This is a genomic window from Xanthomonas sp. NCPPB 2864, from assembly GCF_056675615.1.
Map to the genome: position 1 here is coordinate 50,144 of NZ_JBWWVS010000006.1, position 13,752 is coordinate 63,895.

The window sequence follows — 13,752 nt, forward strand, 5'->3', positions numbered from 1 at the left end:
GTCATCGACTCCGCACGGCGCTGCTGCCGCCCAACCAGGCATCGCTGGCATCGTCGGTGGACAGGCGATGCAAGCGCACACCGCGTGCCTGCAGGACCGCGGTCAATTGTTCCAGCGGCGCCACGAATTCGGACTGCCAACGCGCACGTCCGGCCTGCGTGGACAGATCGATCGCGATGCGCTCGCCGCGCACATCGAAGCTGAGTGCGCGGGCCGGTGGCGCCAGCTCCAGCGGGTCGACCAGCACGATCACCACCACCTCGTGATGCAGGGCCAGGCCCGACCAGCGCGTGGCAGAAATCCTGCTGGCGCTGCGCGCATCGGCCAGCACGGTCAGCCGCGCACCCGGGCGCAGCAACCGCGCGGCATGGTCCAGTGCCACCTCCAGGCCCGCATCGCCGGACGGCGGCTGCGTGTACCAGCGCGCCAATGCGTCCAGCACCGGCAACACGCCGCGTTGACCCGAGCGCGGTGCAATCGGCGCTTCGCTGGCAGTGCCACGCAGCGCGGCGATCCGGTCGCCCTGCCGTTGCGCCAGCCACGCCGCGACGGCGCCGGCACGGGCGGCCTGCACCGATTTGTAGCGCACCCGCGTGCCGAAGAAGAGCGCTGGCGAGGTATCGGCCACAATCAGGCTCAAGCGTTCGCGCTCGGCCTGGAACAATTTGGTGTGCGCGCGCCCGGTACGCGCGGTGACGCGCCAGTCGATATGCCGCGCATCGTCGCCGGCCACGTACTCGCGCGACTCGGCGTATTCCATCCCGCGCCCACGCGTTGCGGCCGGTACCGGCCCGACCAGCCCATGGCGGCCACGCCCTGGCTGCCCGCGATGGGTCGTGGTGCCACGCAGCGCGATCAGCTCCGTCAGCGTCGGCCGCAGTCCATCGCCGGCGATCGACGCCGGAGCGGTGACAGGGGAAGAAGACGGCATCGAAGACATCGGATTCTGGTCAGAGGACGGCATACCTCGGCGACACGCTACCCCATCAGGGCAGCGGAATCTTTTCCAGCAAGGCGGCGACCAGGCGCTCGCCATCCCAGCCTTCGGCAGTGGCTTCGTAGCTGGGCAGCACGCGATGGCGCAGCACGTCCGGCGCGATTGCGCGGATATCGTCCGGGGTCACGTAGTCGCGCCCGGCCAGCCATGCACGCGCCCGTGCGCAGCGCTCCAGTGCGATCGACCCACGCGGGCTCGCGCCCCAGGCGATCCGCCGCGCCAATGCCGGGTCGTAGCGCTGCGCATCGCGCGATGCGAGCACGATCTCGATCAGGTAGCGCTCCAGCTGCGGCGCCAGATGCACGTCCAGCACCACCCGACGCGCGGCAAAGACATCTTCCAGCGGGATCTTGTCGGCTACCGTCTCGTGCTTTTCCAGGGTGTCGCGCGCGGCCTCACGTGCCAGACGCAGGATCTCCGCCTCGGCATCGGCCTGTGGATAGCCGATACGCACGTGCATCAGGAAGCGATCCAGCTGCGCCTCGGGCAACGGGAACGTGCCTTCCTGCTCGATCGGGTTCTGCGTGGCCATCACCAGGAACAGCTGCGGCAGCGCATAGGTATGCCGCCCGACGGTGACCTGACGCTCGCCCATCGCCTCCAGCAGTGCCGACTGCACCTTGGCCGGCGCGCGATTGATCTCGTCGGCCAGCAGGATCGGATGGAAGATCGGCCCGGGCATGAACTCGAACCGGCTGTCCTGCGGCCGCCAGATCTCGGTGCCGGTCAGATCGGAGGGCAGCAAGTCAGGGGTGAACTGCACCCGCGCGAAATCCGCCTCCAGCCGCGAGGCCAGCGCGCGGATCGCGGTGGTCTTGGCCAGCCCGGGCGCGCCCTCGACCAGCAGATGCCCGTCGGCCAGCAGGGCGATCAGCAACCGTTCGACCAGCGCGGACTGGCCCACGATGCGCTGCGCCAGCGACTCGCGCAGCAGGGTGAATTGACGATGCAACCGGTCCTGGGCGGGCGCGGCAGCGGCTTCTGGGGGCAACAGCGGCGGTGCGTTCATAGGACCAGTGTGACCGATTCGAGCGCAATTGGTTCATTCAGTAGCACCGGGATGTTCAGTGAGTGGCGCAGGTTTGACTTACGTCACTATGCGACTAGCTACTTGAAATAGCTTGTTGGAGGGATTGAACGCTGAAACGCGTCCATTTCTGTCACCGGTACCCGCCCGCGCGGGCCTCAGAAAACGTCACGCCCTAGCAAAAGCGATCCTCACCTAGTATCGCTTGCTATGCGTTCAATCACCGCATAAAGAAAAAAGCCGCTTTCGCGGCCTTTTTCCGATTCGGCTTCTCTTATGGAGTAGCGCTTGCGACACGCAGTACCTTAGGTGTTATGAAGACGAGCAACTCGGCCTTCTCCTTGCTGCGCCCCCTTTTCTTGAAAAGGTTCCCGAGGAACGGGATGTCGCCAAGGAAAGGGACCTTCGCGATGCTCTCACGATCATTGAATTCGTAGACGCCGCCGATAACGACTGTCTCACCATCACCAACCAGAACGGCCGTATTAACTTCACGACGGTTGATCTCTGGAACGGTACCGTAGCCATCGAGCACGATGAAACGAGCAACCTCATCCTTCTTAACATTCATATTCAAGAACACGCGATTGTCATTGGTGATGGTCGGAGTGACCTTTAGCTCCAACAGCACTTCTTTGAACTGCACGTTGGCCTGGGACTGACCACCGCCACTGGCGGCAGTAATCGTCACATAACCAATTTCCCGACCCTGCTTGATAACACCTTCACGCTGATTTGCCGTAACGATACGCGGATTGGAAACGACTTCCCCTCGCCCCTCTTCCTGCATCGCCGACAATTCCATGTCGAGAGCGAAGTTGCGTCCAAGCAAGGTGTATGCAATAGCACCTGGCGTGTTTGTAGTGAAAACTCCACCCGCGGGAAGGTTGAAGTTTAGACCCCCGGGAACATTATGAATTCCATCATTAATAATTGACACATTATTAGAAGTACTACCACTGATAACACTGGTATTGTCGCCATACTGACGACGCCCGGCGATACCAAACCGCGCACCGAGGTCACGCGCGAACGTGTCGGTCGCGATCACAATGCGGCTTTCGATCAACACCTGATCCACCGGCCGATCGATATGCGAAATCAGCTCGCGCATCTGCGCGACCTTCTTCGGAATATCGCTGATCATCAGGGTGTTGGTGCGCTCGTCGGCAACCAGGCGACCGCGAGGCGACAAAAATCCATTGTCCTGCTGGCCACCTTGTCCACCTTGACCGCCGCCCTGACCACCACCACCGCCACCAATCCCCTTGGCCTCCGTCAGCGCTTTGAAGATCACGGCCGCGTTGTGGTAGTTGATCTGCACGTAATCGGTGATCAGATCCTCGCGGTTCTCGATCGCGATGCGGGCGTCTTCCTTGTCCTGCTCGAACTTGGCCAGCTCCGGCTGCGGGGCGACCCACACCACGCCGCCGTCGCGGCGCTTGTCCAGGCCCTTGGCGCGCAGCACGATGTCCAGCGCCTGGTCCCACGGCACGTTCATCAGGCGCAGCGTGACATTGCCCTGCACGGTATCGGAGGCGACGATATTGAGGTTGGATTCCTCGGCGATCAGCTGCAGCACGGTGCGTACCGGCACGTCCTGAAAGTTGAACGTCACCGGGCGGCCGCTGTAACCGCGCGCAGCGATCTGCGCGGCGGCTTGGGTGACGGCTGCGGCGCTGACGCCACCGACCGCAGGCTGGCCCTTGCGCGGAGTGATTTCGACCACGTATTCGTTGCCGGTCTGGTAGGCCAGCGAATCGAACGCGCCCTTGGTCGACAGCACCAGCTGCGACCCCGAGCCGGATGGCTTGACCTCGACGCGCTGCACCGGCGTTGCAAAGTCGGTGACGTTGAGCGGGCGCTGCAGTTCGGCGGGCAGGCGTGCGTTGCTGATGTCGACCAGCACGTTGTCGCCCTGCGTGCGCAGATCCGGGCTGGCGCCCTGGCCGTCGAACTGCAGGATCAGACGGCCAGCGCCATCCTCGCCACGTTTGAAATCGATCTTGGACACCGCCAGGCTCGCCGGAGCGGTCTTGGCCGGATCCTGCACAGGCTGCTTCAGTGCCGCCGCCGAGAACGCGCTACCGCTCGCCAGCGCCAGCGCGAACCCCATCGCGCAGGCCTGGAATACCGCGTGGCGTCGAACCGGACGCAGCCGCCGGGCATTGGAAAACGTCATCGTGCTATCCCCTATCACTTTATTGATCATCCAATGCGAGCGCGGCCGGCCGTTCAAGCCATCCGCCCGCACCGTCCGGCACAAGTTCAATCAGCTCGATGCGGTCTTCGTAGACCCCGGTGACCCGGCCATCGCTCTGTCCCAGATACACGCCCGGCCGCACCCGGTAGGTCACCTTGTCGGGTGCCATGACCAGCGCAACCAGGCCCGAGCCACCGCCAATGGTCCCCACCATGTCGAGGGCGTCGAGCGGATAGGCCTCCAGCGGCTCCTTGCGCCGGTTCGGATCCGGACGCGTGCCGTTGCCGCCTTCGGCGCTGACCCAGGCGTCGCTAAACGGGTCGCGCATCGACTGCGCCGCATATTCGAACGTCTCGAACTGCTGCATCACCGGCAATGGCTCCAACGGCGGCGCCGGCCGTGCGCGCACTTCGGCGACCCAGGCTTCCAGGTTCGGCGCATCGCCCGGTGTGCTGGTCACCCCGCGCGTACACGCCGGCAATACAGCAATTAGCGCCACGCAGGACAGGATCTTGAGCAGTTTCATGGTCATTGGCCGCCCTTCTTCGCAGCGTCGGCCGCGGCCTTCTCCTGCTCTGCCATTTCCTCATCGTCAAGATAACGATAGGTCTTGACCGTGCCGGACAGTTCCAGCGCCCCGCGCGGGGTGATGCCGGCCTTGGGGTCCCTCGGCTTGAGGTTGATGTCGTGCATGGTCAGGATCACCACGCGCGGCAACGAAGCCACACCGCTGACGAAGGCACCGAACTGGTGATAACTGCCCACCATGCGCAAGGCGATCGGCTTTTCGGCGTAGAACTCCTTCGGCGATTCTGGGCCCGGCTGGAACAACTCGTTGGACAGGCCGCTGGACAGCGCGGTCTGCGAGATGTCGATGATCAGATCCGGCATTTCGGTCTTGCTGGGCAGCTGCCGCAGCATCTGCTGCAGCACCTGTTCCATCTGCGCGAGCTGCTGCTTGAGCGGCTCCAGATTCACCGCGCGACCCTGCTGGGTCTCGAACTCGGTGCGCAGCTGCGTTTCGGTGCCTTCCAGGCCTTCGAGTTCATCGCGCTTGCCGCTGATCAACAGGAACCAGGCCAGCACCATGATGAACAGGCCGACCACCACGCAGAACACGATGCGTGCCTGCTGCGGCCAGCCGCCGATGTTGTTGAAATCCAGATCGCTGAGCTTGAATGCTTTCTTACTCATGACGCCGCCCCCTCCTGCGGCCGATTGGCGGACGCCGGCGCTGGCTGCACGGGTGCAGGAGCAGCGGCCGGCGACGTGGCAGGCGCAGGTGCTGCAGGTGCCGCCGCTGGCGCGCCCGCAGGGGCCGTACCGGCTGGCGTTGCACCCGGCGCTTGCGCATCGACCGGTGCGGTGCCGTTCTTGTCGGCCTCGTTCGGATTGGCCAGCTTGACCTTGAGCGTGAACACGTACGGCAGCGTCTTGGTGTCCATCGACGGTCCCGCGGGCTGCCCGGCCTTGTCCTGGCTCTTGGCCTCGATGATCGACAGGTCCGGATTGGTCATCCAGCCCGAGCCTTCCAGGTTGCGCATGTAGGTACTGACGCGCGCGTTGGACTGCGAACGCCCTTCCAGGGTCAGGATGTCGCCGTCCTGCTTGATGTTGGTCAAGGCCACGCCATCGGGGATGGTGCGCACCAGCGAATCGAACAGATGCACCATCTGCGAGCGATTTGCCTGCAGTTCCTCGATCACCTTCTTGCGGGCGAGCAGGCGGTCCTTCTTCTTGTCGAGCTCCTTGATCTCTTCGTTCTGCGCCTTGACCTTGTCGATCTCGGCGGTCAGGAACGCATTGCGCTCGGTCTGGCCGCTGATCTGCGCGTCGTAGTAGAACCAGATCAGGACCGACAACAGCACGCCGCCCAACGCGGCGAAGCCCAGCATCGAATAGAACTCACGCTCGCGCGCCTTCCGGCGCTCGGCGCGCCAGGGCAAAAGATTGATTCTTGCCATCAGTCAAAGCTCCTCAGGGCCAGGCCGGTGGCGATCATCAATGCAGGCGCATCCAGCGCCAGCGCGTGGGCCTGGACCTTCGGGCCCAGCGTCATTTGCGCGAGCGGGTTGGCGACCACGGTGGTCACGCCGAGCTGCTCTTCCACCATTTCCGGCAGGCGCGACAGCGCAGCGCAGCCGCCGGCCAACACGATGCAGTCGACGCGATTGAATTCGCTGCCCGCGTAGAAGAACTGCAGCAAGCGGCTGATCTGCTGCACCGTCGCCTCCTTGAACGGCTCCAGCACTTCGACCTCGTAGCTCTCCGGCAAGCCGCCCTGACGCTTGGCCAGGCCGGCCTCTTCGTAGGTCAACCCGTAACGGCGCATCACCTCGTCGGTGAGCTGCTTGCCGCCGAAGACCTGCTCGCGGCTATACAGGCTGCGACCTGAGCGCAACACGCTCAGCGTGGTCATGGTCGCGCCGATGTCCACCAGCGCAACCACCGCATCGGCGGCCACCGGCAACTCGCTGGCGACCAGGGCGAAGGCGTTCTCGACCGCGAAGGCCTCCACGTCCATGACCTTGGCGGTCAGGCCACCGAGTTCCAGCGCGGACTGGCGCAGTTCCACATTCTCCGAACGCGAGGCGGCCAGCAGCACCTGGACCATGTCCGGGCTGTTGGGCATCGGGCCGAGCACCTCGAAGTCGAGATTGACTTCCTCGATCGGGTACGGAATGTAATTGGTGGCTTCCAGTTCGACCTGGGCTTCCAGATCGCTGTCGTCCAGATCGGCCGGCATCGGGATCAGCTTGGTGATCACCGCCGACCCGGCCACCGCGGCTGCGGCGTTCTTGGCCTTGCTGCCGGAACGGTTGATGGCGCGACGAATCGCTTCGCCGACCGCCTCGACCTCGACGATGTTCTTTTCCACGACCGCATTCGGCGGCAACGGTTCCACCGCGTAATGCTCCACGCGGAAACGGTTCCCGCTGCGCGACAGCTGCAAGAGCTTGACCGCAGTGGAACTGATATCGACACCAATCAGTGGCGATTGACTCTTGGGTAGAAGCCCCACGGAAACTCCCCTGCCGATGGGCACTTGGACGCTTGTCTGCGCCCTCGTATTAATAATTAAATTTTAACAGGTGACAAGCCCTTCACGCGCATGGCAATGGCCCCGCGACGTGACCCCAGTGCTGTTTCCTGCGATCCCCAGAGTTCGGCCCCAGCCAAACCCGGCGTCATCTATACTCTGTGACCAAGAAATCTGCAATCGGAATCTCTCTTACATGCCCCGTATTCGCCGTTGGCTGGGCTGGATCCTGGCCGCGTTCGTGGTGCTCGCCCTGCTTGGCGCTATTGCTGCCGGCGGCCTGTATTACGCCATTTCCTCCAAGTTGCCGGACGTGCAGTCGCTCAAGCAGGTCGAGCTGCAGGAGCCGATGTACGTCTATTCCAGCGACGGCCGCCTGATGGCCGTCTATGGCGAGACCCGGCGCTACCCCATCCAGATGAAGGACGTGCCGCTGCGCCTGAAGCAGGCCTTCCTGGCGACGGAGGATGCGCGCTTCTACGAACACGGCGGCGTGGACTACAAGGGCATCGCCCGTGCGGTGTGGCTGCTGGCCAGCACCGATGCCAAGCGCGTGCCGGGTGGTTCGACCATCACCCAGCAGGTGGCACGGCAGTTCTTCCTCAGTTCCGAATACAGCTACACCCGCAAACTCGCCGAGATCCTGCTGGCGCGCAAGATCGAGAGTGAGCTGAGCAAGGATGAGATCTTCGAGCTGTATCTCAACAAGAGCTTCTTCGGCAATCGCGCCTATGGCGTCGGTGCTGCCGCCGAGTACTACTACGGCAAGAAGATGAGCGAGTTGAGCCTGGACGAGATGGCCTCGCTGGCCGGCATCCCCAAGTTCCCGTCCAGCGGCAACCCGATCAGCAATCCGGAACGCGCGCAGGAGCGCCGCGATTACTACGTGCTGCAACGCATGGCCGACCTGGGCTTTGTCAGCCAGGCCGAAGCCGACGCCGCCAAGGCGGTGCCGATGCACGCCAAGCCGCACGAGCCGCCGGTCGAGGTTTACGCCCCGTACGTGGCCGAGCTGGTGCGCCAGGAAATGATCGCCAAGTACGGCGGCGATGTGCTCAACAAGGGTTACCACGTCACCACCACCATCGATGCCACGCTGCAGACCGGCGCCGATGCGGCGGTTGCCGAAGGCCTGCGCCTGTACGACCACCGGCATGGCTGGCATGGGGTGGAGCAGCATTTCGATGTCGCCGCCGATGCGGATGCCACGGCACTGGCCAAGCATCTGTCGGGCGTGTTCACCCAGGGCGGCCTGCGCGCGGTGATCGTGGCACGCACCAATGCCGACGGCGGCGTGACCGTCGTGCAGAGCGACAAGACCGAGCTCACCTTGCCGGCCAGCGCCAGTCGCTGGACCAACAAGACGCCGGCCAAGCTGCTGACGCGCGGCGACCTGACCCGCATCCGCGCCGGCGAGAAGGATGGCGAGTGGATCATCGACCAGTTGCCGCGCGGCCAGGCCGCGCTGGTGTCGCTGGATGCCAACAGCGGCGCGCTGCGCGCGCTGGTCGGCGGTTTCAGCTTCGCCGGCAACAAGTTCAACCGCGCCACCCAGGCGCGCCGCCAGCCGGGCTCCAGCTTCAAGCCGTTCGTGTATGCGGCCGCGTTCGAGAAAGGCTTCAACCCGGCCTCGATCGTGCTCGATGCGCCGGTGGTGTTCCGCGACCGCCGCGGCAAGACCTGGTCGCCGCAGAACGACGGCGGCGGCTTCCGCGGCCCGATGCGCTTGCGCGAGGCACTGGTGCAATCGCGCAACCTGGTCTCGGTCCGCTTGCTGGACGCGATCAGCGTCGATTTTGCGCGCAAGTACATCAGCCAGTTCGGCTTCCAGGAAGCCGAGCTGCCGCCCAACCTGTCGATGTCGCTGGGCACGGCCTCACTGACGCCGTTGTCGGTTGCGCGTGGCTATGCGGTGTTCGCCAATGGCGGCTCGCGGGTGGAGACCTGGATCGTGGACGAGGTCAAGGACCGCGACGGCAATGTGGTCTTCAAGGAAGTGCCGGCGGTGGCCTGCCGTACCTGCGCCTTGCAGGGCGGCAATGTCGCGCCGGTGAGTCAGGTGGTGGACGGCTTCAACTTCGGCGCCCCCGCCCTGCCCAAATCGATCGAACCGACCACGGCGACGCCGGCTACGCCGGCGGAGACCGCCCCGGCAGCCACTGCCGAAACCAAGATCGCGCCGCGCGCCATCGACGAGCGTACCGCCTACCAGCTGGTCTCGATGATGCGCGACGTGGTCCAGCGCGGCACCGGCACCGCGGCCAAGGTGCTGGGGCGCGAGGACGTCGGCGGCAAGACCGGCTCGACCAACGATCACCGCGACGCCTGGTTCTCCGGCTTCGGCGGCCCCTACGCCACCACGGTGTGGGTGGGTCGCGACGACTTCCGTTCGCTCGGTTATCGCGAGTACGGCGGCAAGGCGGCACTGCCGATCTGGATCGACTACATGCGCGTGGCGCTGAAGGACAAGCCGATCGCCGCCAACGATCCGCCCGACGGCATGACCCAGGCCACCATCAATGGTGCGGTGGAATGGGTGAAGAACGAGGACCTGGATCGCCTGCAGGACTACGACTACGGCCTGCAGGAACAGCAGGACGAGAAGGCCTTCGATATCTTTTGAGGGCCGGGATTGGGGAATCGGGATTCGGGATTGGGGAATCGGAACGGCTTCGTCCGCTCGATTCCCCGATCGGGTCCGCGGAATCGACTGCCTTCAGTTCAGTAGAAGGCAACGGGTAATCACCGTTGCGTGATTGCCCTTGCAGGGAACACGGGGCATTCGCCACCTCTTCATGCCGCTGTTGTAGAGTCGAACCAGGTTCATTAGGGGAGCCCGGTCATGCATCACGCGCGCGAACACGCCGATACGCGAACCCGAGAACGTCGCCATCGCCTGGCGCACGAAGCGGCCCGGCTGATGGCCGAGGGTGGCATCCGTGATTTTCATCAGGCCAAGCTCAAGGCGGCCAGCCGGCTGGGCATCCACGACGACGCATCGCTGCCGCGCAACCGCGAGATCGAAGATGCGTTGCGCGAGCACCAGCGCCTGTTTGCCGGGCCTGCGCACGGGCTGCGGCTGCGCCAACGCCGCGAGGCCGCATTGCGCGCGCTGGAGTTTCTTAGCCCGTTCCAGCCGCGCCTGGCCGGCCCGGTGCTCGATGGCACGGCCGACGCGAATGCGCCGGTGCAGCTGCAGTTGCACAGCGACGATGCCGACGCCGTGCAGCGCTTCCTGGAAGAACACCGCATTCCGGCCGAATCGCGTACGCGCCGGCTGCGCCTGGACCGCGAGCGCACGGCCGAGTTTCCGGTGTGGCTGTTCAGTGCCGAGGAACTGACCTTCGACCTGACCGTGCTGCCGTACGATGCCTTGCGCCAGGCACCGCTGTCGCAGCTGGACGAAAAACCGATGCAGCGCGCCTCGGCCGCCCAGTTGCGTCAGTTGTTGGCAGAAGAGGATGGTGGCCACGCCCTGCCGCGCACGCGCTGAGCGCAGCGCGCCATGACGCGTGACCACTGACCACAACGCCAACCCGCAAAAGCAAACGCCCCGCAATGCGGGGCGTTCGTTCAAGCAGACAACCGCAGGCGCTTAGCGCTGGCCGGCGTCGGTGTAGTCGCGCTTGTCGTAGCCGGTGTAGATCTGGCGCGGACGGCCGATCTTCATTTCCGGGTCGACCTGCTGCTCCAGCCAATGCGACACCCAGCCGGCGGTGCGTGCGATGGCAAACATCACGGTGAACATTTCCACCGGGATGTTCAGTGCCTTGTAGATCAGGCCCGAGTAGAAGTCGACGTTCGGGTACAGCTTGCGCTGCACGAAGTAGTCGTCCTTCAGCGCGGCTTCTTCCAGCTTCAGCGCCACTTCCAGCAGCGGATCGTTGACGCCCAGTTCGCCCAGCACCTTGTGGGTCATCTCGCGGATGATCTTGGCGCGCGGGTCGAAGTTCTTGTAGACGCGGTGACCGAAGCCCATCAGACGGAACGAGGAGTTCTTGTCCTTGGCCTTGGCCACGGCGGACTCGACGTTGTCGGCGGTGCCGATCTCTTCCAGCATCTTCAGCACGGCTTCGTTGGCGCCACCGTGTGCCGGGCCCCACAGCGCGGTGATGCCCGCTGCGACCGAGGCATACGGGTTGGCACCGGTCGAACCGACCAGACGCACGGTCGAGGTCGAGGCGTTCTGCTCATGATCGGCATGCAGGATGAACAGCAGATCCAGCGCCTTGGCCACCACCGGATTGATCTCCAGCGGCTCGCTCGGCACTTCGAACATCATGTGCAGGAAGCGGTCGACGTAGTTGAGGTTGTTGCGCGGGTAGCGGATCGGCCAGCCGATCGAATAGCGGTACGCAGCAGCAGCCAGGGTCGGCACCTTGGCGATCAGACGGATGGCGGCCTGGCGGCGCTGCTCCGGATCGTTGAGGTCCAGGGTGTCGTGGTAGAACGCCGACAGCGAAGCGACCGAACCGGCCAGCATGGCCATGGGGTGGGCGTCATGCCGGAAGCCACCGAGGAAGTTCTTCAGCGACTCGTGCATCATCGTGTGATGCGTGACTTCGTGGTCGAACTTCTTGAATTCGTCCGCGGTCGGCAGCTCGCCGTTCATCAGCAGGTACGAGACTTCGAGGAAGCTGGACTTCTCGGCCAACTGTTCGATCGGGTAGCCGCGATACAGCAGCACGCCGTTGTCGCCATCGATGTAGGTGATGGCCGACTTGCAGCTGGCGGTGGCGGTAAAGCCCGAGTCGTAGGTGAACAGACCGGTTTCTTTGGTCAGCTTTGAAATATCGACGCAATCATTGCCAAGCGTGGGCTTGAGAACCGGCAGAACGACCGACTTGTCGCCGGCGTTGAGCGTGACCTGATCAAGATCGGACACTGTGTACGCTCCTTCAGTGGAAGGCGCCTGTCACCAAATGGGCAGGCACGTGATGGAAGTCCAGGGCATCGCCCCGGATCACGTCATTATCGCACAGCAACATTTTGGCCGTCGCTTGGACAGAAGTCGTAGACGCCCCGTCGACGGCGTGAAAACGAAGTTGCCGCCGCCCAAAAAACAACGGCCGCGCAATGCGCGGCCGCTGCCGGTACAGCCCGTCCTGCAAGCTCAGCGCGCGTAGCGCTTCTGGAACTTGTCGATCCGGCCGCCGGTGTCGATCACCTTGTGCTTGCCGGTATAGAACGGGTGCGAGGCCGAGGAGATATCCACCTTGATCAGCGGGTATTCCTGGCCGTCTTCCCACTTCACGGTCTCTTTCGAGCTCATGGTGGAACGGGTCAGAATCTTGAAATCGGACGTCACGTCGTGGAAGACGACGTCGTTGTAGCTGGGATGAACGTTATCTTTCATGGACTTGGCGCCGGGCTGCCTGGATAAGCCGGGCATTATAGCGGCCTCCAGACGCCCGGCGCAAGATCGCCCTAGCCCGCCGCCAGCGCCGCCGCGACCAGGCCGAAGAATTGCGGGCGATCGTAGTCCAGCAGCAGGTTGGCATTGTCGGGGTTGCCATCCCGGCGCTCCCAGTCCACCAGGGTCATGCCGCGGGTGTGCGTACCGGTCAGCTCGATATGCACCGGCCGCCGCTCCAGCCGCTGCGCGCCCTCCGGATGCAGCGCGAACGCCATCGCCAGCGCGTCGGCGGCGTACCAGTGCTCGCCCCGGCTGTCTTCGGACCACAGCCGGGTCTTGCGCGAAATCTCTTCGTAGAACCGTGCCTGCGCGGAGTCTGCCGCCAGCCATTGCTCGACATCGCGATGCAGCAGCCCGTGCGCGATGGTGGCTTCCCAGTCGGCCACGTCGAACTGCGGAAAACCGCGGAATACGATATGTGCCGCTTCCGGGTCGAAGCCGATATTGAATTCGGCCGCGGCGGTGATGTTGCCGTGCCCGGTCAGCGCCCCGCCCATTACCACCAGCCGCGCCACGCGCTGCGGCAGGGTCGGATCCAGCGTCAGGGCCAGGGCCAGATTGGTCAACGGACCGAGCGCGACCAGCAGCAGCTCGCCGGCGTACTCGTGCGACAGGCGCAGGATGGCCAGCGCGGCGTGCTCGGTCTCGGCAGTGCGCTTGGCCGGCGCCAGGCCGACATCGCCAAAGCCGTCGACGCCATGCACATGCGCCGCGTCCACCGAGGGATGCAGCAACGGCTGCGGGCAGCCCGCATAGACCGGCACATCGTCGCGTCCGGCAATCTCGCAGACCTTCAAGGCGTTGCGCACGGTGTGCTCCAGGCCCACGTTGCCGGCGGCGATGGTCAGCCCAACGACCTCATGCCGGGTGTCGTTGAAGGCCATCAGCAAGGCCAGCGCGTCGTCCACGCCCGGGTCGGTGTCGATCAGCAGCGGTATCTTTTTGGTCATGGGATCGGAGATTGGTCATTCGGGATTCGTTGCCGCATCTTCGCAAGGATCGGCCGGTCACGCGAACCTAAAGGCCGCAGCAGCCAGCTCTGACCAATCCCCAATCCCGAATCCCCAAC

At 64.4% G+C, this 13,752-nt stretch carries 12 protein-coding genes; 2 read left to right on the forward strand and 10 right to left on the reverse strand.

The genetic code is table 11. From position 1 onward, the window contains the following. Nucleotide 1: 1 nt before the first annotated feature. From AC1KVE_RS14225 to AC1KVE_RS14255, 7 genes are all read right to left on the reverse strand, one after another. Complete coding sequence (locus tag AC1KVE_RS14225) at nt 2–964, reverse strand: DUF58 domain-containing protein (protein ID WP_481092398.1); 963 nt, start codon at nt 962–964, stop codon at nt 2–4. Nucleotides 965–986: 22 nt separating this feature from the next. Beyond that, nucleotides 987–2,006, reverse strand: a complete 1,020-nt coding sequence (locus tag AC1KVE_RS14230) for an AAA family ATPase (protein ID WP_166770372.1) — start codon at nt 2,004–2,006, stop codon at nt 987–989. Nucleotides 2,007–2,298: 292 nt separating this feature from the next. Beyond that, the gene (locus AC1KVE_RS14235) at nt 2,299–4,206 is read right to left on the reverse strand and encodes a type IV pilus secretin PilQ (RefSeq protein WP_481092399.1); all 1,908 of its coding nucleotides are present in this window, start codon (nt 4,204–4,206) and stop codon (nt 2,299–2,301) included. 19 nt (nt 4,207–4,225) lie between these two features. Further along, nucleotides 4,226–4,759, reverse strand: coding sequence for a pilus assembly protein PilP (locus AC1KVE_RS14240; RefSeq protein ID WP_024938133.1), 534 nt, complete (start codon nt 4,757–4,759; stop codon nt 4,226–4,228). Continuing rightward, on the reverse strand, nt 4,756–5,421 hold the full coding sequence (locus AC1KVE_RS14245) for a type IV pilus inner membrane component PilO (protein ID WP_024938132.1): 666 nt from the start codon (nt 5,419–5,421) through the stop codon (nt 4,756–4,758). Before AC1KVE_RS14245 ends, AC1KVE_RS14240 begins: the two co-directional genes overlap by 4 nt. Beyond that, a complete protein-coding gene (locus tag AC1KVE_RS14250; protein WP_024938131.1) occupies nt 5,418–6,191 on the reverse strand; it encodes a PilN domain-containing protein in 774 nt (257 codons plus the stop codon). The genes AC1KVE_RS14245 and AC1KVE_RS14250 overlap by 4 nt, the downstream gene beginning before the upstream one ends. Continuing rightward, the gene (locus AC1KVE_RS14255; RefSeq protein ID WP_039423791.1) at nt 6,191–7,249 is read right to left on the reverse strand and encodes a pilus assembly protein PilM; all 1,059 of its coding nucleotides are present in this window, start codon (nt 7,247–7,249) and stop codon (nt 6,191–6,193) included. Before AC1KVE_RS14255 ends, AC1KVE_RS14250 begins: the two co-directional genes overlap by 1 nt. 214 nt (nt 7,250–7,463) lie before the next feature. Here AC1KVE_RS14255 and AC1KVE_RS14260 point away from each other — a divergent pair, with 214 nt between their 5' ends. Together AC1KVE_RS14260 and AC1KVE_RS14265 are read left to right on the forward strand one after the other, a co-directional pair. After that, entirely contained in the window at nt 7,464–9,890 is a 2,427-nt protein-coding gene (locus AC1KVE_RS14260; protein WP_227023994.1) for a penicillin-binding protein 1A, read from the forward strand. 219 nt (nt 9,891–10,109) lie between these two features. After that, entirely contained in the window at nt 10,110–10,760 is a 651-nt protein-coding gene (locus tag AC1KVE_RS14265; protein ID WP_039512385.1) for a hypothetical protein, read from the forward strand. A 102-nt stretch (nt 10,761–10,862) separates the two neighbouring features. Here AC1KVE_RS14265 and AC1KVE_RS14270 read toward each other — a convergent pair whose 3' ends face one another. From AC1KVE_RS14270 to AC1KVE_RS14280, 3 genes are all read right to left on the reverse strand, one after another. Further along, nucleotides 10,863–12,152 (reverse strand): citrate synthase, encoded by a 1,290-nt coding sequence (locus tag AC1KVE_RS14270; protein WP_024938127.1) that lies wholly within the window; start codon nt 12,150–12,152, stop codon nt 10,863–10,865. Between the two features lie 228 nt (nt 12,153–12,380). Beyond that, nucleotides 12,381–12,623, reverse strand: a complete 243-nt coding sequence (locus tag AC1KVE_RS14275) for a type B 50S ribosomal protein L31 (RefSeq protein ID WP_024938126.1) — start codon at nt 12,621–12,623, stop codon at nt 12,381–12,383. Between the two features lie 71 nt (nt 12,624–12,694). Next, nucleotides 12,695–13,633 (reverse strand): nucleoside hydrolase, encoded by a 939-nt coding sequence (locus AC1KVE_RS14280; RefSeq protein WP_481092400.1) that lies wholly within the window; start codon nt 13,631–13,633, stop codon nt 12,695–12,697. Between the last annotated feature and the right edge of the window lie 119 nt (nt 13,634–13,752).

Bases quoted from the DNA above. Each gene is read 5' to 3' on its own strand.
- AC1KVE_RS14235 (WP_481092399.1), bottom strand. From the start codon at position 4,206: ATGACGTTTTCCAATGCCCGGCGGCTGCGTCCGGTTCGACGCCACGCG.
- AC1KVE_RS14230 (WP_166770372.1), bottom strand. From the start codon at position 2,006: ATGAACGCACCGCCGCTGTTGCCCCCAGAAGCCGCTGCCGCGCCCGCC.
- AC1KVE_RS14245 (WP_024938132.1), bottom strand. From the start codon at position 5,421: ATGAGTAAGAAAGCATTCAAGCTCAGCGATCTGGATTTCAACAACATC.
- AC1KVE_RS14260 (WP_227023994.1), top strand. From the start codon at position 7,464: ATGCCCCGTATTCGCCGTTGGCTGGGCTGGATCCTGGCCGCGTTCGTG.
- AC1KVE_RS14280 (WP_481092400.1), bottom strand. From the start codon at position 13,633: ATGACCAAAAAGATACCGCTGCTGATCGACACCGACCCGGGCGTGGAC.
- AC1KVE_RS14275 (WP_024938126.1), bottom strand. From the start codon at position 12,623: ATGAAAGATAACGTTCATCCCAGCTACAACGACGTCGTCTTCCACGAC.
- AC1KVE_RS14225 (WP_481092398.1), bottom strand. From the start codon at position 964: ATGCCGTCCTCTGACCAGAATCCGATGTCTTCGATGCCGTCTTCTTCC.
- AC1KVE_RS14240 (WP_024938133.1), bottom strand. From the start codon at position 4,759: ATGACCATGAAACTGCTCAAGATCCTGTCCTGCGTGGCGCTAATTGCT.
- AC1KVE_RS14250 (WP_024938131.1), bottom strand. From the start codon at position 6,191: ATGGCAAGAATCAATCTTTTGCCCTGGCGCGCCGAGCGCCGGAAGGCG.
- AC1KVE_RS14265 (WP_039512385.1), top strand. From the start codon at position 10,110: ATGCATCACGCGCGCGAACACGCCGATACGCGAACCCGAGAACGTCGC.